Annotated in this window: 24 protein-coding genes; 18 read left to right on the top strand and 6 right to left on the bottom strand. The window is 65.3% G+C overall.

Going from position 1 to position 22,481, the window contains the following annotated elements:
• Positions 1 to 105 precede the first annotated feature (105 nt).
• The 9 genes from rplO (at position 106) to KM176_RS02705 (ending at position 8,000) form a co-directional block, all read left to right on the top strand.
• The gene (gene rplO / locus KM176_RS02745; RefSeq protein WP_160892429.1) at positions 106 to 576 is read left to right on the top strand and encodes a 50S ribosomal protein L15; all 471 of its coding nucleotides are present in this window, start codon (positions 106 to 108) and stop codon (positions 574 to 576) included.
• Between the two features lie 104 nt (positions 577 to 680).
• Entirely contained in the window at positions 681 to 2,045 is a 1,365-nt protein-coding gene (gene secY / locus KM176_RS02740; protein WP_160892428.1) for a preprotein translocase subunit SecY, read from the top strand.
• A complete protein-coding gene (locus KM176_RS02735; RefSeq protein WP_160892426.1) occupies positions 2,042 to 2,686 on the top strand; it encodes an adenylate kinase in 645 nt (214 codons plus the stop codon). Before secY ends, KM176_RS02735 begins: the two co-directional genes overlap by 4 nt.
• Positions 2,687 to 2,955: 269 nt before the next feature.
• Positions 2,956 to 3,324, top strand: a complete 369-nt coding sequence (gene rpsM, locus KM176_RS02730) for a 30S ribosomal protein S13 (protein ID WP_160892424.1) — start codon at positions 2,956 to 2,958, stop codon at positions 3,322 to 3,324.
• Positions 3,325 to 3,339: 15 nt separating this feature from the next.
• Positions 3,340 to 3,732 (top strand): 30S ribosomal protein S11, encoded by a 393-nt coding sequence (gene rpsK / locus KM176_RS02725; RefSeq protein WP_160892422.1) that lies wholly within the window; start codon positions 3,340 to 3,342, stop codon positions 3,730 to 3,732.
• Between the two features lie 115 nt (positions 3,733 to 3,847).
• Positions 3,848 to 4,864, top strand: a complete 1,017-nt coding sequence (locus KM176_RS02720; RefSeq protein ID WP_160892420.1) for a DNA-directed RNA polymerase subunit alpha — start codon at positions 3,848 to 3,850, stop codon at positions 4,862 to 4,864.
• A 280-nt stretch (positions 4,865 to 5,144) separates the two neighbouring features.
• Positions 5,145 to 5,567 (top strand): 50S ribosomal protein L17, encoded by a 423-nt coding sequence (gene rplQ, locus KM176_RS02715; protein ID WP_160892418.1) that lies wholly within the window; start codon positions 5,145 to 5,147, stop codon positions 5,565 to 5,567.
• A gap of 110 nt (positions 5,568 to 5,677) precedes the next feature.
• Positions 5,678 to 6,427: a type I methionyl aminopeptidase gene (map, locus tag KM176_RS02710; protein WP_160892416.1), complete on the top strand. Its 750-nt coding sequence runs from the start codon at positions 5,678 to 5,680 to the stop codon at positions 6,425 to 6,427.
• 238 nt (positions 6,428 to 6,665) lie between these two features.
• Positions 6,666 to 8,000, top strand: a complete 1,335-nt coding sequence (locus KM176_RS02705) for a trypsin-like peptidase domain-containing protein (RefSeq protein ID WP_160892566.1) — start codon at positions 6,666 to 6,668, stop codon at positions 7,998 to 8,000.
• Between the two features lie 114 nt (positions 8,001 to 8,114).
• On the opposite strand, the gene KM176_RS02700 is transcribed toward KM176_RS02705, so the two are convergent.
• Complete coding sequence (locus KM176_RS02700; RefSeq protein ID WP_160892414.1) at positions 8,115 to 8,744, bottom strand: hypothetical protein; 630 nt, start codon at positions 8,742 to 8,744, stop codon at positions 8,115 to 8,117.
• Between the two features lie 240 nt (positions 8,745 to 8,984).
• On the opposite strand from KM176_RS02700, the gene crcB reads away from it, so the two are divergent.
• The 8 genes from crcB (at position 8,985) to KM176_RS02660 (ending at position 16,627) form a co-directional block, all read left to right on the top strand.
• Entirely contained in the window at positions 8,985 to 9,371 is a 387-nt protein-coding gene (crcB, locus tag KM176_RS02695) for a fluoride efflux transporter CrcB (protein ID WP_160892412.1), read from the top strand.
• Positions 9,368 to 10,420: an RluA family pseudouridine synthase gene (locus KM176_RS02690; protein WP_160892410.1), complete on the top strand. Its 1,053-nt coding sequence runs from the start codon at positions 9,368 to 9,370 to the stop codon at positions 10,418 to 10,420. The genes crcB and KM176_RS02690 overlap by 4 nt, the downstream gene beginning before the upstream one ends.
• Positions 10,417 to 11,097 carry an HAD-IA family hydrolase gene (locus tag KM176_RS02685; protein ID WP_160892407.1) on the top strand — a complete coding sequence of 227 codons (681 nt, stop codon included), beginning with the start codon at positions 10,417 to 10,419 and terminating at the stop codon, positions 11,095 to 11,097. The genes KM176_RS02690 and KM176_RS02685 overlap by 4 nt, the downstream gene beginning before the upstream one ends.
• Positions 11,098 to 11,128: 31 nt before the next feature.
• Complete coding sequence (locus tag KM176_RS02680) at positions 11,129 to 11,845, top strand: ATP12 family chaperone protein (protein WP_160892405.1); 717 nt, start codon at positions 11,129 to 11,131, stop codon at positions 11,843 to 11,845.
• A gap of 259 nt (positions 11,846 to 12,104) precedes the next feature.
• Positions 12,105 to 13,124: an amino acid ABC transporter substrate-binding protein gene (locus KM176_RS02675; protein ID WP_160892403.1), complete on the top strand. Its 1,020-nt coding sequence runs from the start codon at positions 12,105 to 12,107 to the stop codon at positions 13,122 to 13,124.
• A 127-nt stretch (positions 13,125 to 13,251) separates the two neighbouring features.
• Positions 13,252 to 14,508, top strand: coding sequence for an amino acid ABC transporter permease (locus KM176_RS02670; RefSeq protein ID WP_160892401.1), 1,257 nt, complete (start codon positions 13,252 to 13,254; stop codon positions 14,506 to 14,508).
• Between the two features lies 1 nt (position 14,509).
• A complete protein-coding gene (locus KM176_RS02665; RefSeq protein ID WP_160892399.1) occupies positions 14,510 to 15,823 on the top strand; it encodes an amino acid ABC transporter permease in 1,314 nt (437 codons plus the stop codon).
• Positions 15,824 to 15,835: 12 nt separating this feature from the next.
• Complete coding sequence (locus tag KM176_RS02660; protein WP_160892397.1) at positions 15,836 to 16,627, top strand: amino acid ABC transporter ATP-binding protein; 792 nt, start codon at positions 15,836 to 15,838, stop codon at positions 16,625 to 16,627.
• Positions 16,628 to 16,708: 81 nt separating this feature from the next.
• Here the strand turns inward: KM176_RS02660 and KM176_RS02655 are convergent, their stop codons facing one another.
• Genes KM176_RS02655 through argB form a run of 3 tightly spaced genes read right to left on the bottom strand, consistent with a single transcriptional unit; the run spans position 16,709 to position 18,775 of the window.
• Positions 16,709 to 17,227: a SixA phosphatase family protein gene (locus tag KM176_RS02655; protein ID WP_160892395.1), complete on the bottom strand. Its 519-nt coding sequence runs from the start codon at positions 17,225 to 17,227 to the stop codon at positions 16,709 to 16,711.
• Positions 17,224 to 17,874, bottom strand: coding sequence for a ferredoxin (locus KM176_RS02650; RefSeq protein ID WP_236045136.1), 651 nt, complete (start codon positions 17,872 to 17,874; stop codon positions 17,224 to 17,226). The genes KM176_RS02655 and KM176_RS02650 overlap by 4 nt, the downstream gene beginning before the upstream one ends.
• A gap of 34 nt (positions 17,875 to 17,908) precedes the next feature.
• The gene (gene argB / locus KM176_RS02645) at positions 17,909 to 18,775 is read right to left on the bottom strand and encodes an acetylglutamate kinase (protein ID WP_160892391.1); all 867 of its coding nucleotides are present in this window, start codon (positions 18,773 to 18,775) and stop codon (positions 17,909 to 17,911) included.
• 365 nt (positions 18,776 to 19,140) lie between these two features.
• Here argB and KM176_RS02640 point away from each other — a divergent pair, with 365 nt between their 5' ends.
• Positions 19,141 to 19,731, top strand: coding sequence for an outer membrane protein (locus KM176_RS02640; RefSeq protein WP_160892389.1), 591 nt, complete (start codon positions 19,141 to 19,143; stop codon positions 19,729 to 19,731).
• A 64-nt stretch (positions 19,732 to 19,795) separates the two neighbouring features.
• Here the strand turns inward: KM176_RS02640 and KM176_RS02635 are convergent, their stop codons facing one another.
• A complete protein-coding gene (locus tag KM176_RS02635; RefSeq protein WP_160892388.1) occupies positions 19,796 to 20,176 on the bottom strand; it encodes a hypothetical protein in 381 nt (126 codons plus the stop codon).
• A 144-nt stretch (positions 20,177 to 20,320) separates the two neighbouring features.
• Positions 20,321 to 22,279, bottom strand: a complete 1,959-nt coding sequence (parE, locus tag KM176_RS02630) for a DNA topoisomerase IV subunit B (protein WP_160892387.1) — start codon at positions 22,277 to 22,279, stop codon at positions 20,321 to 20,323.
• Between the last annotated feature and the right edge of the window lie 202 nt (positions 22,280 to 22,481).

Below are 22,481 nucleotides of genomic sequence, written 5' to 3'. Positions count from 1 at the left end.
TTGTCCTATACGCCCCCGGTGGCCTTGGGCCACGGAATCACAACCAAGAAATGCCGAGTCCGTCTCAACCCGCTTCGGGGACGGTTCCGGCGATGGAGAAGCGACATGAAACTGAACGAACTTCGCGACAATCCTGGCGCAGCACCGAAACGCACCCGCGTCGGCCGTGGTCCGGGCTCGGGCAAGGGTAAGACCGGTGGCCGTGGTATCAAGGGTCAGAAATCCCGCTCGGGCGTGGCCATCAAGGGCTACGAAGGCGGCCAGATGCCCCTCTACCAGCGTCTGCCGAAGCGCGGCTTCAACAAGCCGAACCGCAAGTCCTACGCTGTCATCAACCTTGGCCTGATCGCCAAGTTCGTTGAAGCCGGCAAGATCGACGCCTCCGCCGTCGTCACCGAGGACGTGCTGGTCGCATCCGGCCTGATCCGTCGCAAGCTGGACGGCATCCGCGTCCTGGCCAAGGGCGAGATCTCGATCGCGCTGAACCTCGAAGTCACCGGTGCTTCCAAGGCGGCTGTCGAAGCTGTCGAGAAAGCCGGCGGCTCGCTCAAGGTGGCTGCTGCTGCCGCGGAATAAGGTTGTGAGCGGCGCCTAAGCCGCTTACACCCTTCCCAGAGTTTACCTGACGCCGCCGAAGCCGGGACACGGCCCCGGCGGCGTTTTCGCATAAGAGAGAGCCTATGGTATCTGCAGCAGAACAGATGGCGGCCAACACGTCCTGGGCCGCGCTGAGCAAGGCGACCGAGCTCCGCAAGCGTATCTTCTTCACCATCGGCCTGCTGATCATCTGCCGGCTCGGTACCTACATCCCGGTTCCCGGGATCGATGGCGCCGCGCTGCGGGACTTCATGCAGGGTGCGGGGCAGGGCATCGGCGGTATGCTGTCGATGTTCACCGGCGGTGCGCTCGGACGCATGGGGATCTTCGCCCTGGGCATCATGCCCTACATCTCCGCCTCCATCATCGTGCAGCTCATGACGGCCCTCGTGCCGGCCCTTGAGAATCTGAAGAAGGAAGGCGAGGCGGGTCGCAAGAAGATCAACCAGTACACCCGCTACGGCACGGTGCTGCTGGCCGCGCTGCAGGCCTATGGCCTCGCGGTTTCGCTGGAGGCGGGCGACCTGGTGTCCGACCCCGGTCTTTTCTTCCGCGTCGAATGCCTGATCACCCTGGTGGGTGGCACGATGTTCATGATGTGGCTGGGTGAACAGATCACCGCCCGCGGCATCGGCAACGGCATTTCGCTGATCATCTTCGTCGGCATCATCGCCGAGGTCCCGGCTGCGCTGGCGCAGTTCTTCGCCTCGGGTCGTTCCGGCGCGCTGAGCCCCGCGGTGATCATCGGCGTGATCCTGATGGTGATCATCGTGATCGCCTTCGTCGTCTTCATGGAGCGCGCCCTGCGCAAGATCCACATCCAGTATCCGCGCCGCCAAGTGGGGATGAAGATGTATGACGGCGGATCGTCGCACCTTCCGATCAAGGTCAACCCGGCCGGCGTCATTCCGGCGATCTTCGCCAGCTCGCTGCTGCTGCTGCCGACCACGATCTCGACCTTCTCGGGCGCCAGCACCGGCCCCGTGATGTCCACCATCTTGGCCTATTTCGGCCCGGGTCAGCCGCTCTACATCCTGTTCTTCATCGCGATGATCGTCTTCTTCGCGTATTTCTACACCCACAACGTCGCCTTCAAGACCGACGATGTGGCGGATAACCTGAAGAACCAGAACGGCTTCGTCCCCGGCATCCGTCCCGGCGCCAAGACCGCCCAGTACCTGGAATACGTGGTCAACCGCGTTCTGGTGCTTGGCGCAGCCTACCTGGCTGCCGTCTGCCTGATGCCGGAAATCCTGCGCAGCCAGTTCCAGATCCCGTTCTATTTCGGCGGGACCTCGGTTCTGATCGTCGTCTCCGTGACCATGGACACGATTCAGCAGGTGCAATCCCACCTTCTTGCGCACCAGTACGAAGGCCTCATTGAAAAATCCCAGCTGCGCGGCAAGGGTAAGCGGCGCACTCGCAAGGGAGGACCGTCTCGTCGATGAATATTATTCTGCTTGGCCCGCCGGGCGCCGGTAAGGGCACCCAGGCTCGTGCGCTCGTTGAAGAGCGCGACATGATCCAGCTCTCCACCGGGGACATGCTGCGCGAGGCGCGCAGCTCCGGCACCGAGATGGGCAAGATCGTGGCGGACGTCATGGACCGCGGCGACCTCGTCACCGACGAGATCGTCATCGGCCTGATCCGCGAGAAGCTGGAAGGTGACAAGAAGGGGGGCTTCATCTTTGACGGCTTCCCCCGCACCCTGGCCCAGGCTGACGCGCTGGAGGCCCTGCTGGCCGAGGAAGGCGAGAAGCTGGATGCGGTGATCGAACTGCGTGTGCGGGACGAGGTCCTGGTGGACCGCATCGTCGGCCGTTCGACCTGCGGCAGCTGCGGCGAAGTCTACCACGACACGACGAAGCCGATCCCGGCGGACGGTCACTGCACCGTCTGCGGCGGGACCGAGTTCAAGCGCCGGGCGGACGACAACGAGGACAGCCTCAAGAACCGCCTGATGGAATACTACAAGAAGACCTCGCCGCTGCTGGGCTACTACCACGTGAAGGGCAACCTGAAGCGCGTGGACGGCCTGGCCGAAATGAAGGTCGTCAAGGCTTCCATCGCCGCCATCCTGGACAAGTGATCCAGACGCGGTAGATCCGGATGGAAGGGGCGCGCCCGGCGAACGGGGGCGCCCCTTTTCCGTTTCGGAACCGGCCCGGTCGATTTGTGCCGGGCAGGGCTTGACGCTTCGTGAAAAGCCCAATACCCATCCCTATCTCGGTCGCGAGGTGATTCCTTCGCCCCGGCCGTGCCCACCGTAACTTTTGGCCCGTCGCAATGAGTGCTTCGGGTCAGATGTTGTGAAAAAAGGATCTGGTGCTACGGATCCGCAACTCAAGGAAGTGACCATTGGCACGTATCGCCGGCGTTAACATCCCGACCGCAAAACGGGTTCCCATCGCCCTCACCTACATCACCGGCATCGGCCCGGCCTCCGCAAAGGCAATTTGCGAAGCCGTGAGCATCGACGCCACCCGTCGCGTCAACGAACTGTCGGACGCCGAAGTCCTCGCCATCCGCGAGCACATCGACGCCAACTACACCGTTGAAGGCGACCTGCGTCGCGAGACGCAGATGAACATCAAGCGCCTGATGGACCTCGGCTGCTACCGCGGCCTGCGCCACCGCCGGAACCTGCCGGTTCGCGGTCAGCGTACCCATACCAACGCCCGTACCCGCAAGGGCCCGGCGAAGCCGATCGCCGGCAAGAAGAAGTAAGGGGAGATCTGAAACATGGCACGTGATACCCGTCGTTCCACGAAGAAGAAGGTCTCCAAGAACATCGCCGCTGGCGTTGCTCACGTGAACTCTTCCTTCAACAACACCAAGATCCTGATCTCCGACGTGCAGGGCAACGCGATCTCCTGGTCGTCCGCCGGCACCATGGGCTTCAAGGGTTCGCGCAAGTCGACCCCCTACGCTGCCCAGATGGCTGCGGAAGATGCTGGCCGCAAGGCTCAGGAACATGGCGTCAAGACCCTGGAAGTCGAAGTGCAGGGCCCCGGTTCGGGCCGTGAATCCGCACTGCGCGCTCTGGCGGCCATCGGCTTCAACATCACCTCGATCCGTGACGTGACGCCGATCGCCCACAACGGCTGCCGTCCGCCGAAACGTCGCCGGGTCTGATCCCCCGACGGTTCTTCGAGAGGCTGCGCTTTGCGCGGCCTCTCTTTCGTCATTTGAAACCTCGGGAGTGCCGTTCTTCGGACATGGGAACGGGACAAGCATTGAGGAGACACGCATGATCCACAAGAACTGGGCCGAACTGATCAAACCCACGCAGCTTGAAGTGAAACCGGGCAACGACCCGGCACGTCAGGCGACCGTGGTTGCGGAACCGCTCGAACGCGGCTTCGGCCTGACGCTGGGCAACGCCCTGCGTCGCGTGCTGATGTCCTCGCTCCAGGGCGCCGCCGTCACCTCGGTACAGATCGACAATGTTCTTCACGAGTTCTCCTCGGTTGCCGGTGTCCGTGAAGACGTCACCGACATCGTCCTGAACCTGAAGGGCGTCGCTCTGCGCATGGACGTCGAAGGTCCGAAACGTCTTTCCGTTTCGGCCAAGGGTCCGGGTGCCGTCACCGCCGCCGACATTGCCGAGACCGCAGGCATCGAGGTCCTGAACAAGGATCACGTGATCTGCCACCTCGACGAGGGCGCGGAACTGTTCATGGAGCTGACCGTGAACACCGGCAAGGGCTATGTCCCCGCCGACAAGAACAAGCCCGAGGATGCCCCGATCGGCCTGATCCCGATCGACGCCATCTATTCCCCGATCAAGAAGGTCTCCTACGACGTTCAGCCCACCCGCGAGGGCCAGGTGCTGGACTACGACAAGCTGACCCTCAAGGTTGAAACCGACGGCTCCGTCAGCCCCGATGACGCCGTGGCCTATGCCGCGCGCATCCTGCAGGACCAGCTCTCGATCTTCGTGAACTTCGAAGAACCCGAGTCGGCCACCCGCCAGGACGAGGACGACGGTCTGGAATTCAACCCGCTCCTCCTCAAGAAGGTGGACGAGCTGGAGCTTTCCGTCCGTTCGGCGAACTGCCTCAAGAACGACAACATTGTCTACATCGGCGATCTGATCCAGAAGACCGAGGCAGAGATGCTGCGCACGCCGAACTTCGGCCGCAAGTCGCTCAACGAGATCAAGGAAGTGCTTTCGGGCATGGGCCTGCACCTTGGCATGGATGTCGAGGACTGGCCGCCGGAAAACATCGAAGACCTGGCCAAGAAGTTCGAAGACCACTTCTGAGCCGGTTCTTACGGGACAGGGAGGGGCAGGGCGCAAGCCTTGCCCCTTTTCCGTTCCGGCCTGTCCATACGGGTGGGCGAATTCCCGGGCCGGAGGAGGCCGAATCCCCTTGCGCAAAGGGCTTTCCTCGCTTATGGACCCGCCATCGTGACCGGCTCCCGCCAATCCCGGGGGCCGGTCGCGTTTCCAGGGCATTCCGCCCCAAGGAGAGCGGCCCGCATCCGAGGGCTGCCGGACAAAGCAAAACCGCCCGTAGAGGGCACCGATTGGAGATAGACACATGCGTCACGCACGCGGCTACCGTCGCCTGAACCGCACCCATGAGCACCGCAAGGCGCTCTTCTCGAACATGGCCGGCTCGCTGATCGAGCACGAGCAGATCAAGACCACCCTGCCGAAGGCGAAGGAACTTCGCCCGATCATCGAAAAGATGATCACCCTGGCAAAGCGTGGCGGTGACGATCTGCACGCCCGCCGTCAGGCCGCTTCCAAGCTGAAGCAGGATGAACTGGTCACCAAGCTGTTCGACGTCCTGGGCCCGCGCTACAAGGACCGTCAGGGTGGCTACGTCCGCATCCTGAAGGCCGGCTTCCGCTATGGCGACATGGCTCCGATGGCCATCATCGAGTTCGTCGACCGTGACGTTGCCGCCAAGGGCGCAGCCGACAAGGCACGCGTCGCAGCCGAGGAAGTCGCGGAGTAATCTGCGCCCTCGTTGCTTCACGGCACGAAAAGGCCCCTGTCCGCGCGTGCGGGCAGGGGTCTTCGCTTTTTTAGGACCCGTCGATCCGAAGACCCGCCGAAAGGACCGCCATGACGATCACCGAAGAAGACCAGCTGGATGGCATGAAAGAGATCGGCCGCGTCGTTGCCAATACCCTGCGGGCCATGGCGAAGGCGATGGAGCCGGGCATGACCACCGAAGAGCTGGACGCCATCGGTCGCGCCCTGCTGGAGCGCGAGGGGGCGATCTCGGCCCCAGAGGAGGTCTACGACTTTCCCGGCGCCACCTGCATCAGCGTCAACGAGGAAGTCGCCCACGGCATTCCAGGCCCCCGCGTCCTGGCCGAGGGCGATCTGGTCAACATCGACGTTTCGGCCAGCAAGAACGGCTATTTTTCGGATACCGGGGCCAGTTTCGTGCTGGGCACGGCCAGCCCCGCGCAGGCGAAACTGTGCCGCGACGGGCGCAAGGCCATGCAGCTGGGCATCGCGCAGGTCGGCAGCGGGCGGCCGCTGGCCGGGATCGGCAATGCCATCGGCAAGTTCGCCTCCGAGCGCGGCTACACGCTGATCCGCAATCTGGCCAGCCACGGGGTCGGCGAATCGCTGCATGAATATCCCGGAGAGATTCCCACCTGGCCGGAACGGTCGGAGCGGCGCCGGATCGAGAAGGGGCTGGTGCTGACGGTGGAACCCTTCCTGTCGCGCGGCAGCTTCTGGGCCGAGACCGCCGAGGATGGCTGGACCCTGCTGGGCACCCCGCCGGCGCCCTGCGTCCAGTACGAGCACACGGTGGTTGCCACCGACCGTGGCCCGGTGATCCTGACCCTGCCGGGCTGATCGCGGACAGGTTTGTTACAGCCCCCTCGCGGGCTGCGCACGGGCGCTCCTGAAAAGGTGACAGCCCGTGCACCGGGCCCCTGTTGCGCGGCTTTCCAGTTGGTTCCATATCGGGGAGGAACCGCAAGGTTCGGGATATTTCTTCCTGATGGAAAGGCATGTCATGCTCCCCAGCCCGTTTCGTTCTGCCCTTCTGGCCACCTGCGTGGCCGTCACGACGCTTGGTCCGGCTTGCGTCATGGCCGAGACGAAGGTGCCTCAGAGCGAAGCGGAAATATCCCTGGGCTTCGCGCCCGTGGTGAAGAAGGCCACCCCCGCGGTGGTCAACATCTACGCCAAGCGCATCGTGCAGACGCGAAGCTCTCCCTTTGCCAGCGATCCGTTCTTCTCGCAGTTCTTCAACTCCGTGGGGCCCTCCCGCCCCGAAGTGCAGAACTCGCTTGGATCGGGCGTGATCCTGACGTCCGACGGCTATGTCGTGTCGAACTACCATGTGGTGGGCGAGGCCGACGAGATCCGCGTCGTCCTGAGCGACCGGCGCGAGTTCAAGGCCAAGGTCCTGCTGGCCGACAAGCAGGCGGACCTGGCCATCCTGAAGCTGGACGGAGCCAAGGACCTGGCCCACCTCGACCTGCGCGACAGCGACAGCGTCGAGGTGGGGGACCTGGCGCTGGCGATCGGCAACCCCTTCGGCGTCGGCCAGACGGTCAGTTCCGGCATCGTGTCGGGGCTGGCGCGTTCGGGCACCGCTACGGGCAACGAGCGCGGCTACTTCATCCAGACCGATGCGCCGATCAACCCCGGCAACTCGGGCGGGGCGCTGATCGACATCACCGGCAAGCTGATCGGCGTGAACACCTCCATCCTGACCCGCTCCGGGGGCTCCAACGGCATCGGTTTCGCGATCCCGGCGGCGATGGTGAAGCAGTTCCTCTCCGAGGCGCAGGCGGGCAAGACCCATTACGAACGGCCCTGGGCGGGCCTGAGCGGCCAGCCGGTGGATGCCGACATGGCCCAGGCCGTCGGGCTGGACCGTCCGCAGGGCATGGTGATCTCCGCCATCGACACGGCCAGCCCCTTCGCGGCGGCGGGTTTCAAGGCGGGCGACGTGGTGCTGGCGGTGGACGGCGTGCCGGTCTCTGGCCCCGCCGAGGTGCTTTACCGGATGTCGATCACGGGGCTGGGCCAGACCGCCCGGATCACCCGGCTGCGCGATGGCCAGCAGAAGGACATCGACGTGCAGATGGTCGCGGCCCCCGAGGAACCGGCCCGCAATCCGGTGACCACCGGCAAGGGATCAACCCTGCCGGGACTGAACCTGATCACCGTGAACCCCGCCGTGGTGGCCGAAAAGCAGCTGCCGCTGTCGACCCAGGGCGCCATGATCGCCGATCCCGGCAGCCTGGGCACCCGCGCCGGGCTTCAGGAGGGCGACGTCATCCTGTCGGTGAACGGTCGCGATACGGTGACCTCGGAAGATGCCGAAGACGCCCTTTCCAATCCCCCGGGCCACTACCTCGAGCTGGTGCTGCTGCGGCAGGGCAGAACGCTCAACCTGCGCTACCGGCTTTGACCCGGGGATAGAGGCGGGCGCGGCCTGACGCGCCTGCCCGGGACCGGCCAACCTCCAGTGGACCGTAAAAGCTGCCCCGGCGTCCCACGCCCGGGGCAGCGTCCTTTTCGGGGATCACTCCTCGATCTGGCCGATCAGCCCGACGGTGCTGTCGCGACCCTTGTCGCGGTGCTTCAGCACGCCATCGACGATATAAAGATCGGCGACGGCGTAATCGTCGTATTCTGCCGGTTCGCTGCCGGGCTTGCGGATCTTCACCCGGGCGTCCTGCTGGCCTTCGCTGGCCTCGGTGTAGACGTAATTCTCGTCCGGGGCGGTGACGGCGATGTCGCGGACGATGGCGTTGACCTCCCGGTAGTCGGTGATCCGCTTCTCGGTGAAGTAGCAGGCGCCCTCGAAGGCGCCGGCGCCGACAGCGGTGACGGCGCCGGCGATCATCGCGGCGGGGGCGGTGATCAGCGCCACCGCCCCCGACAGCACCGAGGACGCCCCGGCGGCCACCGTGCCCGCCCAGCTGGTGCTGGAAAGCGAGACGCCGGTGGTGGCGTTGACCAGGGTGTAGATGCCGGACTTGCGCTCCTCTCCTCCGGTGTCGGAGGTATCACGGTTCAGCGCCGCCCCGGCGGCCGAGGCGGCGGGGCGCAGCAGCTGGCTGGGCCGGTAGTCGCAGGCCCCCGCCTGGGCCGAGGACGCGGCCGCGCAGAGCAGGGGAAGGCAAAGGGCAATTCGGCGGAAGGCGGTCACGATGGCACCCGTTGGGAGAGGCCGCGCAAGGGGGCGGCACCGATGCTGCGCTACGGCGATTCCCGGGATCTGGCAACGGGGTGTTGCCCGTCCCTCCTGCGCGCTGCGCCGATCCGCCGGTCGCGGCTGGCCCGGGCAGGGGGGGGCGGGCAGGGGAACCGGCCCCGGAACCCCGCTTTGCAGGGCGCCAACACGCCAGCGTGGCTTGACTCGGGCGGTTCGTCGGGCCACAGGACGGGGATGTTTCTGACCGTTCTCCAAGTTGCTGCGGGCGGAGCCATCGGGGCTTCGCTGCGCTATCTGTCTGGTGTGGGCTTGGCCCGCATCTTCGGCACCGGCCTGCCGATCCCGCTGGGTGTCATCTTCGTCAACATCCTGGGCTCGTTCCTGATGGGCTGCGTGGTGGTGATCCTCGGCGCGAAAAGCTGGGGCCACTTCAACCCGTTCCTGGCCACCGGCATCCTCGGCGGCTTCACGACCTTTTCCTCCTTCTCGCTGGAGGCCTTCACGCTCTGGGAGCGCGGTGAACCCGCGCTGGCGGCGCTGTACGTCGGCATCAATGTCGTCGTCTCGCTTGCGGCCATCGTGATCGGCACCTACGCGATGCGCGCATTGGTGGCAGTATGAGCGGCGTCCAGACCCTGACAATCGGCTCCGAAGATGATGGCATGCGGCTGGACCGCTGGCTGCGGCGCCTCTACCCGAACGTGACCCAGGGCCGCATCGAGAAGATGTGCCGCAAGGGTGAGCTGCGCGTTGACGGCGGCCGGGTGAAAAGCAACCACCGGCTGGAGCCGGGGATGAACGTGCGCGTCCCGCCGATCCCCGATGCCAGCATCCCGGCGCCCGCGCCGGTGCGCACCCGCGTCTCGGATGCCGACACGAAGATGATCCAGGCCTGCGTCATCTACAAGGATGACCATGTCATCGTGCTGAACAAGCCCTCGGGTCTGCCGGTGCAGGGGGGCTCCAAGCTGACCAAGCATGTCGACGGCCTCTCGGAGGCGCTGAAGTTCGGCTATGACGAAAAGCCCCGCCTGGTGCACCGCCTCGACAAGGACACCTCGGGTGTGCTGGTGCTGGCCCGCACCGCCGAGGCCGCGCGCAAGCTGACCGCCTCTTTCCGCCACCGCGAGACCCGCAAGATCTACTGGGCGCTGGTTGCCGGCGTGCCCCAGCCCTACATGGGCACGATCAAGTACGGCCTGGTGAAGGCCCATGGTCACGGCAAGGACGGCGAGGGCGAGAAGATGTACTGCGTGCATCCCCGCGAAGTCGCCACCACCGAGGGCGCCAAGCGCGCCGAGACCAACTATTCGGTCCTCTGGCGTCTGGGCCAGCGCGCCGCCTGGGTGGGTCTTGAGCCGATCACCGGCCGGACCCACCAGCTGCGCGCCCACATGGCCGAGCTGGGCCACCCGATCATCGGGGACGGCAAGTACGGCGGCTCGAGCCAGGAGAACATGGGCGATGGCTGGGGCGCGCAGATCGGCGGCGACGTGTCGCGCAAGCTGCACCTGCACGCCCGGATGCTGCGCGTCGAACATCCCGGCACCGGCAATATCCTTGAGCTGATCGCGCCGCTGCCCGATCACATGGCCCAGAGCTGGGAGAACTTCCAGTGGGACGTCAACAGCGTCCGCAAGGACCCGTTCGACCTGGACGAACCGCTGTGAGCGACCTGCGGCTGGTGATCTTCGACGTCGACGGCACGCTCTCGGACAGCCAGGCCGAGATCGTCGGCGCCATGGAGGCGGGCTTTGCCGCCGTGGGCCTGCCCGCACCCAGCCGCGCCGCGATCAAGTCGATTGTCGGGCTGTCGCTGGAAACCGCGATCCCGCAGCTGGCGCCCCAGGCGGCGGCTGGCGATCACGCGGCTATCGTCGCGGCCTACAAGGCAGCCTACCGGGAACATCGCCTGGCCGCCGGTTCGGCGCATTCGCCGCTGTTCCCGGGCATGGCGGATCTGGTGGCCGATCTGGCCGCGGAACCCGAGACTCTGGTCGCCATCGCCACCGGCAAGTCGCGCCGCGGCCTTGATGCGCTGCTGGAAACCCACGGCATCGCGCGCCACTTCATCACCACCCAGGTGGCCGATGATCACCCGTCCAAGCCGCATCCCTCGATGATCCTGACCACCCTGGCCGAAACCGGGGTGGAGGCGTCGCGCGCGGTGATGATCGGGGATACCACCTTCGATATCGACATGGCCTGCAATGCGGGCGTTGCCGCCATCGGCGTCGACTGGGGCTTTCACCCGGTCGAGGCGCTGCATCGCGCGCGCGCGGTGGTCTCGGATGCGGCGGCGCTGCGCGCGGCCATCGACCGGCTGACGCCGCTGCGCGTCGCCTGACCTCAACACGATGATCTGACGGAGCGAAGCCATGGCCGAATGGAAGGCGAAGCGTTTCTGGAAAGCGGCAACCGTGGGCGAGGCCGAGGGCGGCTATACCGTCCTGCTGGACAGCCGCGCCGTGAAAACCCCGGCAAAGGCGGCCCTGGTTGTGCCCAGCCGCGCCCTGGCGCAGGCGCTGGCCGCGGAATGGGATGCCCAGGTCGAGGCCATCGACCCGACCACCATGCCGATCACCCGCACGGTGAACTCGGCCATCGACAAGGTGGCGCTGCAACGCGCCGAGGTCGCGGACCTGCTGGCGGAATACGGCGACAGCGACCTGTTGTGCTACCGCGCCAGCCACCCCGCCGAGCTGGTCTCGCGTCAGCAGGATGCCTGGGACCCGATGCTGGACTGGGCGGCCGAGACGCTTGAGGCCCGGCTGGAACCGCGCGCCGGCATCATCCACGCCCCGCAGGACGCGGCGGCACTGGCGGCGCTGCGCACCCGGGTCCATGCGCTCGATCCGTTCGAGCTGGCGGCGTTTCATGATCTTGTCAGCCTGACCGGTTCCCTTGTGCTGGGCTTTGCCGCCTACCACGCGCTGCAGCCGCGCGAACGGCTCTGGGAGATCTCGCGCCTGGACGAAAGCTGGCAGGAGGAACAGTGGGGCATCGACGAGGAAGCGCGCGACATTTCCGCCCAGAAACGCGCCGCCTTCGAAGATGCCGGCCGCTTCCTGGAGCTGTTGCGCACTTCGGAATAGGGTCGAAAAACGCCCTTGCGGAGCAGAGTTATCCAAGGGGCCCTTCGGGGCCCCTTTTGGTTTGCCACTCCACGCGGCGCCGGCGGGTCCATTCGACCGAATGGTTCACTTTCCGTTATGATTGCCTTGACCGAAAGCGATGAATCCGCTCAACCTTTGGGCATTGTTGGGGGGAGCTTCCCTGGCACAGCGCCCGCACACCCTGCGGGCCGGCTAAACCGCCGAACCGGAAACGGCGGATAATCAGGAAGAGGTAAACATGAAAAAAACCGTATTTCTTGGCGCACTGACGGTTGCCGCCCTGGCTGCCGGCGCTGCCGGCGCGGCCACGCTGGACGACGTCAAGGCACGCGGCAAGCTGAACTGCGGCGTCTCCACCGGCCTGACCGGCTTCTCCTTCCCGGATGCAAGCGGTGAGTGGCAGGGCTTCGACGTCGCGATGTGCCGTGCCGTCGCCGCTGCGGTTCTGGGGGATCCGAAAGCCGTCGAATTCGTGCCGACCACCGGCAAGACGCGCTTCACCGCACTTGCCTCGGGCGAGATCGACATGCTGGCGCGCAACACCACCTGGACGCTGTCGCGCGACGCCGACCTGAAGTTCACGTTTACCGGTGTGAACTACTACGACGGTCAGGGCTTCATGGTGCCGAAGGCGCTTGGCGTTACCTCCGCCAAGGAACTGGACGGCGCGACCGTCTGCATCCAGACCGGCACCACGACCGAGCTGAACCTGGCGGACTTCTTCCGTGCCAACAACATGGAATACGAGCCCGTCCCGATCGAGACCAACGCCGAGGCCCAGCAGCAGTTCCTGGCCGGCGCCTGCGACGTCTACACCACCGACGCCTCGGGCCTGGCTGCCACCCGCGCCACCTTCGAGAACCCCAAGGACTACGTGATCCTGCCGGAAATCATCTCGAAGGAGCCGCTCGGTCCGCTCGTCCGTCAGGGCGATGACCAGTGGGCCGACGTGGTGCGCTGGACCGAAAACGCGCTGGTTGCCGCCGAAGAGCTGGGCATCACCTCCGCGAACGTGAAGGATCTGGCCTCCGCACCGGGCGACAACCCCGAGATCAACCGGATGCTGGGCACCGAGGGCGACCTGGGCGCGATGCTGGGCCTGTCCAAGGACTGGGCCGTCAACGCGATTGCCGCCGGCGGCAACTACGGCGAACTGTTCGAGAAGAACATCGGCGAAAACACCCCGATCGGCCTGGCGCGCGGCCTGAACGCGCTCTGGACCAACGGTGGTCTGCAATACGCTCCGCCGTTCCGCTAAGGACACCGGGGGAGGGCGCGGCCAGGGTCGCGCCCTCCTGCCATTCCCCGCAGAAGTGGGGACAAGAAGAGACGGCCCCGCGCAGAAGACGCACAGAAGAACGGGCCGGACCTAGGGGAACACATACATGACCACCATTTCAGATCCGCCGGCGGAGTCGTTCAAGCTATCCATGCTGTTCTACGACACGCGGTACAGGGCGATTACCTTCCAGATCATCGCGCTGATTGCCTTCCTGACGCTGTTCGGCTGGCTCTACATGAACACCGCGCATAACCTGCACGAGCTGGGCAAGGATCCCTCCTTCGGGTTCCTGTTCCAGCCTGCCGGCTATGACATCAACCAGACGCTGATCGAGTACAACAACCAGGACACCCACCTGCGTGCGGCCTTCGTCGGCCTGCTGAACACGCTGCTGGTCGCGGCCCTGGGCTGCATCACCGCCACCGTCATCGGCGTCCTTGTCGGCGTGCTGCGCCTGTCGAAGAACTGGCTGGTCGCCCGGCTGATGACCGTCTACGTCGAGACCTTCCGCAACGTGCCGGTGCTGATGTGGATCATCCTGGCGATGGCGATCCTGATCGAGGCACTGCCGCCGCCCTCGGCGTTCCGCGGCAACGATCCTTCCTCCTCGATGCTGCTGTTCGACAGCATCGCCCTGACCAACCGGGGTGTCTACATTCCCGAGCCGCTGTTCTCGCGGCCGCTGGGCAATATCAATGTCTTCGGCGCCTTCGACATCAGCATCGAGCTGCTGGCGATCATCGTCGTGCTGGGCGGCTCCATCTGGGTGGCCAAGCGCATCGGCCGACGCGCCGATGCCGAGCAGAACAAGACCGGCCTGCGTCCGCGCACCTGGCCCGTCCAGACCGCCGTGATCATCCTGCCCATCGTGGCGCTGCTGGCGGGGCTGGGCTTCCACCTTGGCCTGCCGCACCTCAAGGGGTTCAACTTTGACGGCGGCACGCATCTGCGCAACTCGCTGATCGCGCTGTGGCTGGCGCTGTCGCTCTATACCGCCGCCTTCATCGCCGAGATCGTGCGTGCCGGCATCATGGCCATTTCCAAGGGCCAGACCGAGGCCGCCGCCGCCCTGGGCCTGCGCTCCAACCGGATCATGAGCCTGGTGATCCTGCCGCAGGCGCTGCGGGTCATCATCCCGCCGCTGATCTCGCAATATCTGAACCTGACGAAGAACTCGTCGCTGGCGATCGCCGTGGGCTACATGGACATCACCGGCACGCTGATGGGCATCACCCTGAACCAGACCGGGCGCGAGCTTGAGACCGTGCTGCTGGGCATGATCGTCTACCTTGCGATCTCGCTGCTGATCTCGGGCGCGATGAACATCTACAACAACCGTGTCAAACTGGTGGAGCGTTGAGATGTCGGACACCCATGCTGAAACCGTCCTCTTCGTCCGTGAAACGATGCTGCCCCAGCAGGAGCCGCCAAGCTCCTCGACCGGGGCCATCGGCTGGGCGCGCCAGAACCTGTTCTCGGGCTGGCTGAACTCTGTCATCACCGTGGTGGCGGGCCTGTTCATCATTGGCCTGGTGCTGCACATCGTGCCCTGGTTCGTCTCTCCGACCTGGATGGCGACCTCGCTCAATGAATGCCGCGACATGGTGACGGCCGCCGGCCACACCGACGGCGCCTGCTGGGGCGTGATCCGGGAACGCTGGCAGCAATTGCTGTTCGGCTTCTACCCGCCGGAACTGTACTGGCGCCCCGTGGTGGCCCTGCTGATGCTGTTCGTCGCCATCGCGCCGGTGCTGTTCAGCGATTTCGTCAGCCGCAAGCTGCTGGTCGTGACCGCGGCCTTCCCCTTCGTGATGCCCTGGCTTCTGTGGGGCGGCACGGTCTGGACCCCGGTCATGGCGGCGCTCGGCTTCGTCATCGGCTACCTGGTCTTCCGGGGGTTCTCGGGCCGGGTGGCGGGGGGCCTCGCGCTCTTCATCGCCGCCATTGTCGCGGTGCTCTGGTGGGTCCTGCTGTCGGGCCTGGTCGCCGGGGCCTTCGCCTCCGTGCTGCCGTTGGCCCTTACCGAGGTGCAGTCGCGCGCCTTCGGCGGCTTCATGCTGTCGATCACCATCGGCGTCGCGGCCATCGGCTGTTCGCTTCCCATCGGCATCCTGCTGGCGCTTGGCCGCCAGTCCGACCTGCCGCTGGTCAAGTACATGTGCGTCGGCTTCATCGAGTTCATTCGCGGCGTGCCGCTGATCACCCTGCTGTTCGTCGCCTCGACGCTGCTGAACATCTTCCTGCCCCCGGGCACGAATTTCGACATCATCGTCCGCGTCATCATCATGGATACGCTCTTTGCCTCCGCCTACATGGCCGAGGTGGTGCGCGGCGGCCTCGCCGCGCTGCCCAAGGGCCAGTACGAGGGCGCCGACAGCCTTGGCCTCAACTACTGGCAGGCGCAGCGGCTGATCATCATGCCGCAGGCGCTGAAGATCTCGATCCCCGGGATCGTCTCGACCTTCATCGGGGTGTTCAAGGACACCACGCTGGTCTCGATCATCTCGATGTTCGACCCGATCGGCCTGTCGAACGCCATCCGCGCCAACCAGGCCTGGAACGGCGTCTACTGGGAGCTGTTCATCTTCATCGGCGCGATCTTCTTCGTCTTCTGCTTCTCGATGTCGCGCTACTCCATGTACCTCGAGAAGAAACTTCAAACCGGGCACCGCTAAGGAGGCCAAGCCATGACCGACACCGCATTCCAGACGACGGCCGCGCCTTCCTCCCTGAAGGTTTCCGACGAAGTGGCGATCGAGATCGTCAACATGAACAAGTGGTACGGGAACTTCCACGTGCTGCGCGACATCAACCTGACCGTCAACCGCGGCGAGCGGATCGTCATTGCCGGGCCTTCGGGCTCGGGGAAATCGACGATGATCCGCTGCATCAACCGGCTGGAAGAACACCAGTCCGGCAAGATCATCGTCGACGGCACCGAGCTGACCAGCGATCTGAAGAATATCGACAAGATCCGCTCCGAGGTCGGCATGTGCTTCCAGCACTTCAACCTTTTCCCGCATCTGACGATCCTGGAGAACTGCACGCTGGCGCCGATCTGGGTCCGCAAGGTGCCCCGCAAGGAGGCCATCGATACCGCGATGCACTTCCTTGAAAAGGTGAAGATCCCCGATCAGGCCAACAAGTATCCCGGCCAGCTTTCGGGCGGGCAGCAGCAGCGGGTCGCCATCGCGCGTTCGCTCTGCATGAAGCCGCGCATCATGCTGTTCGACGAACCGACCTCGGCGCTGGATCCGGAGATGATCAAGGAAGTGCTGGATACCATGATCCAGCTTGCCGAAGAGGGGATGACCATGCTCTGCGTGACGCACGAGATGGGCTTTGCCCGTCAGGTGGCGAACCGCGTGATCTTCATGGACCAGGGCCAGATCGTCGAGCAGAACGAGCCGGAGGAATTCTTCAACAACCCCCGCTCGGAGCGCACGAAGCTGTTCCTCAGCCAGATTCTCGGTCACTGAGCGCTGCCCCTTCGGGGGCGGCTTCGCAAGATCCCGACCCACCCGGTGCGATCACGCCGGGTGGGTTTGTGTTTCAGCCGATCACGCCTTGCGCAGGCTCTCGTCGCCCATCAGTTCCCGGGGCACGGTGAAGCCGGCGACCGAACCGGTGCCAAGGCGCAGCTCGGCCCAGGTTTCGATGTCGAAATCGCAGATCAGCGTGGCCCCGGTGGGGTAGTCGAAGAAGCGTCCGTGCGGTGGCGGCAGCCGCAGCAGCTTTTCGGCAAAGCTGCCGATGCCGGGATTGTGGCCGATCATCAGCACGCAGGCGGCCTTCGGATCGGCCTTGTGCAGCACATCCAGCATCGTGGCCACAGTCGCCTCGTAAAGCGCGTTGACGAAGACCGGGTTCGCCATGAGCCCCAGTTCCGCATAGGTTTCCCGGGTGCGGGTGGCGGAAGAGACCAGCGCCTGGTCGATCTGCTGACCGCTCAGGTGCAGCCAGCGGCCCAGCACCTGTGCCGCCTCGCGACCGCGCCGGTTCAGCGGCCGCAGCGCATCGCTGAGGGCGGGGTTGGACCAGCTCGACTTGGCGTGGCGCATAAGGATCAGGCGTTTCATCGTGCTTCCAGATGCGGGGCCCCGAGGAACTGGGCCATGTGATAGGCGGAATGCGCCGACAGGCGCTGTCCGGGCGGGGCGGCGGGGCAGGCGCGGCGGGCCAGGCAGCCGCCCTCCAGGCAGGCGCGGCCTTCGGGATGGCGCAGATGGGCCTTGCAGCGGGCCACGTCGTAGCCCCCGGGCCCCAGGGCCGCGACCGGGCAGGTTGCCGTACAGGGGGCGGCGCAGGACCGGCAGGGCGTCGCGTCGGCGGCGGGCACGGGCAGGTCCCGGTCGAAGGCCAGGGCCCCCCTGAAGGAGGTGAAAAGGCCGCCCGCCCGCGAGACCAGCATCCCGACGGGCGAGGCATGGATGCGTCCAGAGGCCCGCGCCCAGTCCAGGAAGGGGGCCCAGGGTGGGCCGCCAAAGGGGAAAAGCGCGGTGGCGTGGCAGCGTTCGGCCAGGGTGCCGATCACCCGGCGCGACCAGCGGTCCATCGGATCGGGGGCGCCGTCCAGCCATTCCGGGGCCGCGGTGAAGACCGGCCAGAAGGCGGGTTCGTCGGGGGACAGCAGCAGCAGGCTGCGGGTGCCGGGGGGCAGGCCGGCGGCGCTGGCACAGGCCGTCGCGTCCAGCCCCGCGGCGATGCGCAGGGCCGCGTTCTGCAACGCGGCCTGCAGGGGCGCGGCGCCCGGAAAGGCCTCAGGCCTTGCGGATGAGGGAGCCTGCGCCATGTTCGGTGAACAGCTCCAGCAGCACGGCATTGGGGGCGCGGCCATCCAGGATGACCACGGCACGCACGCCGCCCTCGATCGCGTCCAGCGCGGTCTCGGTCTTGGGGATCATGCCGCCGGCGATGGTGCCGTCCTCGATCATGTCGCGGATCTGCTGCGAGCTGAGCGAGGTCAGCACGTCGCCATCCTGGTTCTTCACGCCCGAGACATCGGTCAGCAGCAGCAGGCGGTCGGCCTTCAGCGCGGCGGCGATGGCGCCGGCGGCGGTGTCGCCGTTGATGTTGAAGGTCTCGCCCTCATGGCCCATGCCGATCGGCGCGATCACCGGGATGATCGAGCTGCGGAACAGCGAATGCAGGATCGAGGTGTCGATTTCGTCCGGGGTGCCGACCAGGCCCAGATCGGGATCGGTCTGCACGCAGGTCATCAGGTTGGCATCCTTGCCCGACAGGCCCACGGCCTTGCCGCCCTGGTCGTTCAGCGCCTGCACGATGCGCTTGTTGACCTGACCCGAGAGAACCATTTCAACGACTTCCATGGTCTTCTCGTCGGTGACGCGCTTGCCGCGGACGAACTCGCTCTTGACGTCGAGTTTATCCAGAAGCTCGTTGATCATCGGCCCGCCGCCATGCACGATGACGGGGTTCACGCCCACCTGACGCATCAGCACGATGTCGCGCGCGAAGGTTTCCATCGCTTCGCTGTCGCCCATGGCATGGCCGCCGAACTTCACGACGACGATCGCGCCCTCGTAGCGCTTGAGGTAGGGAAGGGCCTCGGAGAGGGTACGGGCGGTTGCGATCCAGTCTCGGTTCATGGCGGTCTGCTTCTTCATCGGCATGTCCTCTGTTCAAGGGGTTGATACGCGTTGACAGGGGTCATGCCAAGCCTGTCCTTGCCCGCCCGGGCCGGTCTTTGCCGGGGCGACGGTAAGGGGATGTTTGGGATTTCAAGGGGTGCCTCCGTCACAATCCCTCCATGTTTCAGTGTACGGCAGAAGCTTGCCGTCGATTTTGCCTCCGGGCGGCGCCTTGTGGCCCATGCCGTGAGGGAATGTACGTATCGGATGGAACTTCTCCCCCGATACGCCAGTTGATGTGTCGAACGCGACGATGAGCGCGTTGAGAGTGTCCCGGTCCGCTTGTGTCAGGCGGTATCGGGTGAGGGGCCGCAGCCCCGGCATTAACGAAGGAGAGCATTATGCTTCGCAACAAACTGATCGCAGCAGCTGCTGTCGCATCCACCGCAGCCATCGCAGCCCCCGCCTTCGCAGGCAACCCGGCGCCGGCACCTGCCGACCCGATCATCACCGCACCGGCACCCGCTCCGGTCGTGATGGGCCACGACTGGACCGGCGGCTACGCAGGTCTGAACCTGGGCTACGGCAAGTTCAAGCACAGCGGCGATGACGGCGACGGCACCATCTACGGCGCACAAGCTGGCTACGACTACGACTTCGGCGATTACATCCTGGGCGGTGAAATCTCCTACAACGCCGGCGACATCGACACCTTCGATGGCATCGACGTCGACAACACCGCAGCTCTGAAAGTCAAAGCGGGCTACGACATGGGCGACACCATGGTCTACGGCACCGCCGGCGCAGAGCGCGTGTACTCCAACATCGGCGACGACACCGGCTGGGTTGCAGGCGTGGGCGTCGAGCACATGATCACCCCGACCATCTCGCTGGGCGCAGAATACCTGCACCACCAGGTCGACGACTTCGCTGGCACCAACGCCAAGCTGCTGGGCGACTCGATCGCCGCAAAAGTGAACTACCGCTTCTGATCCGTCGGCCCCCCGGGGCCAACGGTCGAACAGGAAGGGCCCGGACATCCGTCCGGGCCCTTTTCTATTTGGGGAACTTCTTGCTGCGTCTTGATCGCACGCGTGCCCAGAGGGAGCGCTCGATTAGCTCATCGAATTTGAGGTAGGGAGTAAACACATCGAAAATGAGCGGCAGCTGGTCAGTTAGCCATTTGAGTTCTGCACCCTCTTCGTCGACCAACTTGCTACGCTCTGGCCCAACCGGCAATTTCTTAAACTGAACTTGCTTGGTCCGCATTATCAGGGACCGCGTACGGATTACCTGGAGATATTTTGCAGTGTCGGCGGATAGTAAAAAGCGTGCGCGCTGGCAAACATCGGTGAATTCCCAAAGCTCGTCATCTGTGAAGGTGGCTTCTTTCAGGATCGCACTTAGAAAACCTCGTGTCCCTTCAAAGAGGGCCATTCTGCGTTCAAAGAGCTTTTCCCGGGCCGTGGCCTTGTTTACCCGCAGGCGATGTAAGCGACGATCAGGGCGATGATTGGCGGACCCAGAGCGCCGATGCTCTGGATCCACACGGGAAGGTCTGCCGGAGGGGGGACCGGACAGTCAGATATCCAATTCCTCGACAAAACGGGCGTTCTCCTGGATGTACTGGAAGCGCAGCTCGGGCTTCTTGCCCATCAGGCGTTCCACCAGGTCGCCGGTCTCGCCGGGTTCGTCCTCGTCGATGGTGACCCGGATCAGCTTGCGCGTGGTCGGGTCCATCGTGGTTTCCTTCAGGTCCTTGGCGTCCATCTCGCCCAGACCCTTGAAGCGGCTGACGTCGATCTTGCCCTTGCCGCCCAGGCCCTTCTCAAGCCAGATGTCGCGCTCGGCCTCGTCCTGGACGTAAAGGCGGCGCGCGCCCTGGGTCAGGCGGAACAGCGGCGGGCAGGCCAGGTAGAGGTGCCCCTGGTCGATCATCGGGCGCATCTGGGTGTAGAAGAAGGTCATCAGCAGAGAGGCGATGTGGGCGCCATCGACATCCGCATCGGTCATGATGATGATCTTTTCATAGCGCAGATCGTCGATGTTGAACTTGGTCCCCATGCCGACGCCAAGCGCCTGGCACATGTCGGCGATCTCCTGGTTGGCACCGATCTTGCCCGAGGCCGCGCCCAGCACGTTCAGGATCTTGCCGCGCAGCGGCAGCAGGGCCTGGGTCTTGCGGTTGCGGGCCATCTTGGCAGAGCCCCCGGCCGAGTCGCCCTCGACCAGGAACAGCTCAGTCCCCTCGCGGGAGTTGTTGGAGCAATCCGCCAGCTTGCCGGGCAGGCGCAGCCGCTTGGTGGCGGACTTGCGCTGCGTTTCCTTCTCGGCGCGGCGGCGCAGGCGTTCCTCGGCGCGCAGGACCAGAAAATCGAGGATCGCACCGGCGGATTTCGTATCCGCCGCCAGCCAGTTGTCGAAACGGTCGCGCACCGCGCCCTCGACCAGCTTCTGCGCCTCGACGGTGGCCAGGCGGTCCTTGGTCTGGCCGACGAACTCGGGCTCCCGGATGAAGCACGAGACCAGCGCGCAGCCCCCGGTGATCAGGTCGTCCCGGGTGATGTTGGAGGCCTTCTTGTTGTTCACCAGCTCGCCATAGGCGCGGATGCCCTTCAGGATCGCCGCCCAGAAGCCCGCCTCGTGGGTGCCGCCCTCGGGAGTGGGGACGGTGTTACAGTAGGACTGGATGAAGCCATCCCGCGCCGGCGTCCAGTTGATCGCCCATTCGACCCGGCCCGGCACGCCGAAACGCTCCTGGAACTCGACCCGCCCCGAGAAGGGTTGATCGGCATAGGTGGAGGTCTTGGTCAGCGTCTCGGTCAGGTAGTCCGACAGGCCGCCGGGGAAGTGGAAGACGGCATCGGTGGGCGTCTCGCCGTCGTCGATGGCTGTCTTCCAGCGGATTTCCACGCCCGAGAACAGGTAGGCCTTGGAGCGGATCGACTTGAACAGCCGCGCCGGCTTGAACTTGTGGCTGCCGAAGATCTCGGGGTCGGGGTGGAAGGTGGTGGTGGTGCCGCGCCGGTTCGGCGCCGCGCCGATCTCCTGCACCGGACCCAGCGGCGTGCCGCGCGAAAAGCGCTGTTCGACCAGCTTGCGGTCGCGCGCCACCTGCACGACCATCGTGTCCGACAGCGCGTTCACCACCGAGGCGCCGACGCCGTGCAGACCGCCCGAGGTCTCGTAGGCCTTGCCGCTGAACTTGCCGCCCGCGTGCAGGGTGCACAGGATCACTTCCAGCGCCGACTTGCCGGGGAACTTCGGGTGCGGATCGAAGGGCATCCCGCGACCGTTGTCGCGGATGGTGATGGAATAGTCCGAATGCAGCTCGACCTCGATGCGGTTGGCGTGACCGGCGACGGCCTCGTCCATCGAGTTGTCGAGGATCTCGGCCACCATGTGGTGCAGGGCGCGCTCGTCCGTGCCGCCGATATACATGCCGGGGCGCTTGCGGACCGGCTCCAGCCCCTCCAGCACCTCGATCGAGGAGGCGTCGTAGGTCTGCGGTTCGGTGCCGTTCAGAAGGTCATCTGCCATGTGCTGCGGACTGCTCTTATCTTTTCTATGGATCGGGGCATTATGGCATTGCGCGCGCGCCGGGAAAAGGCCTCTGCCACGGGGCGCAGGCAAGGGCCCGGGGACGCTGCCGGAAGGCCAAGTGTCGCAAGCTTGCCGCGTGGTCAGGTTTTATGCCGATCTGTCAATGAATTGGCGCTGCCGAGGCTTGCCGGATCGGGTG

Source organism: Pseudooceanicola endophyticus, from assembly GCF_018760365.1.
Taxonomy (GTDB): Bacteria; Pseudomonadota; Alphaproteobacteria; order Rhodobacterales; family Rhodobacteraceae; genus Pseudooceanicola; species Pseudooceanicola endophyticus.
This window is presented reverse-complemented; position numbering and strand designations above follow the sequence as displayed.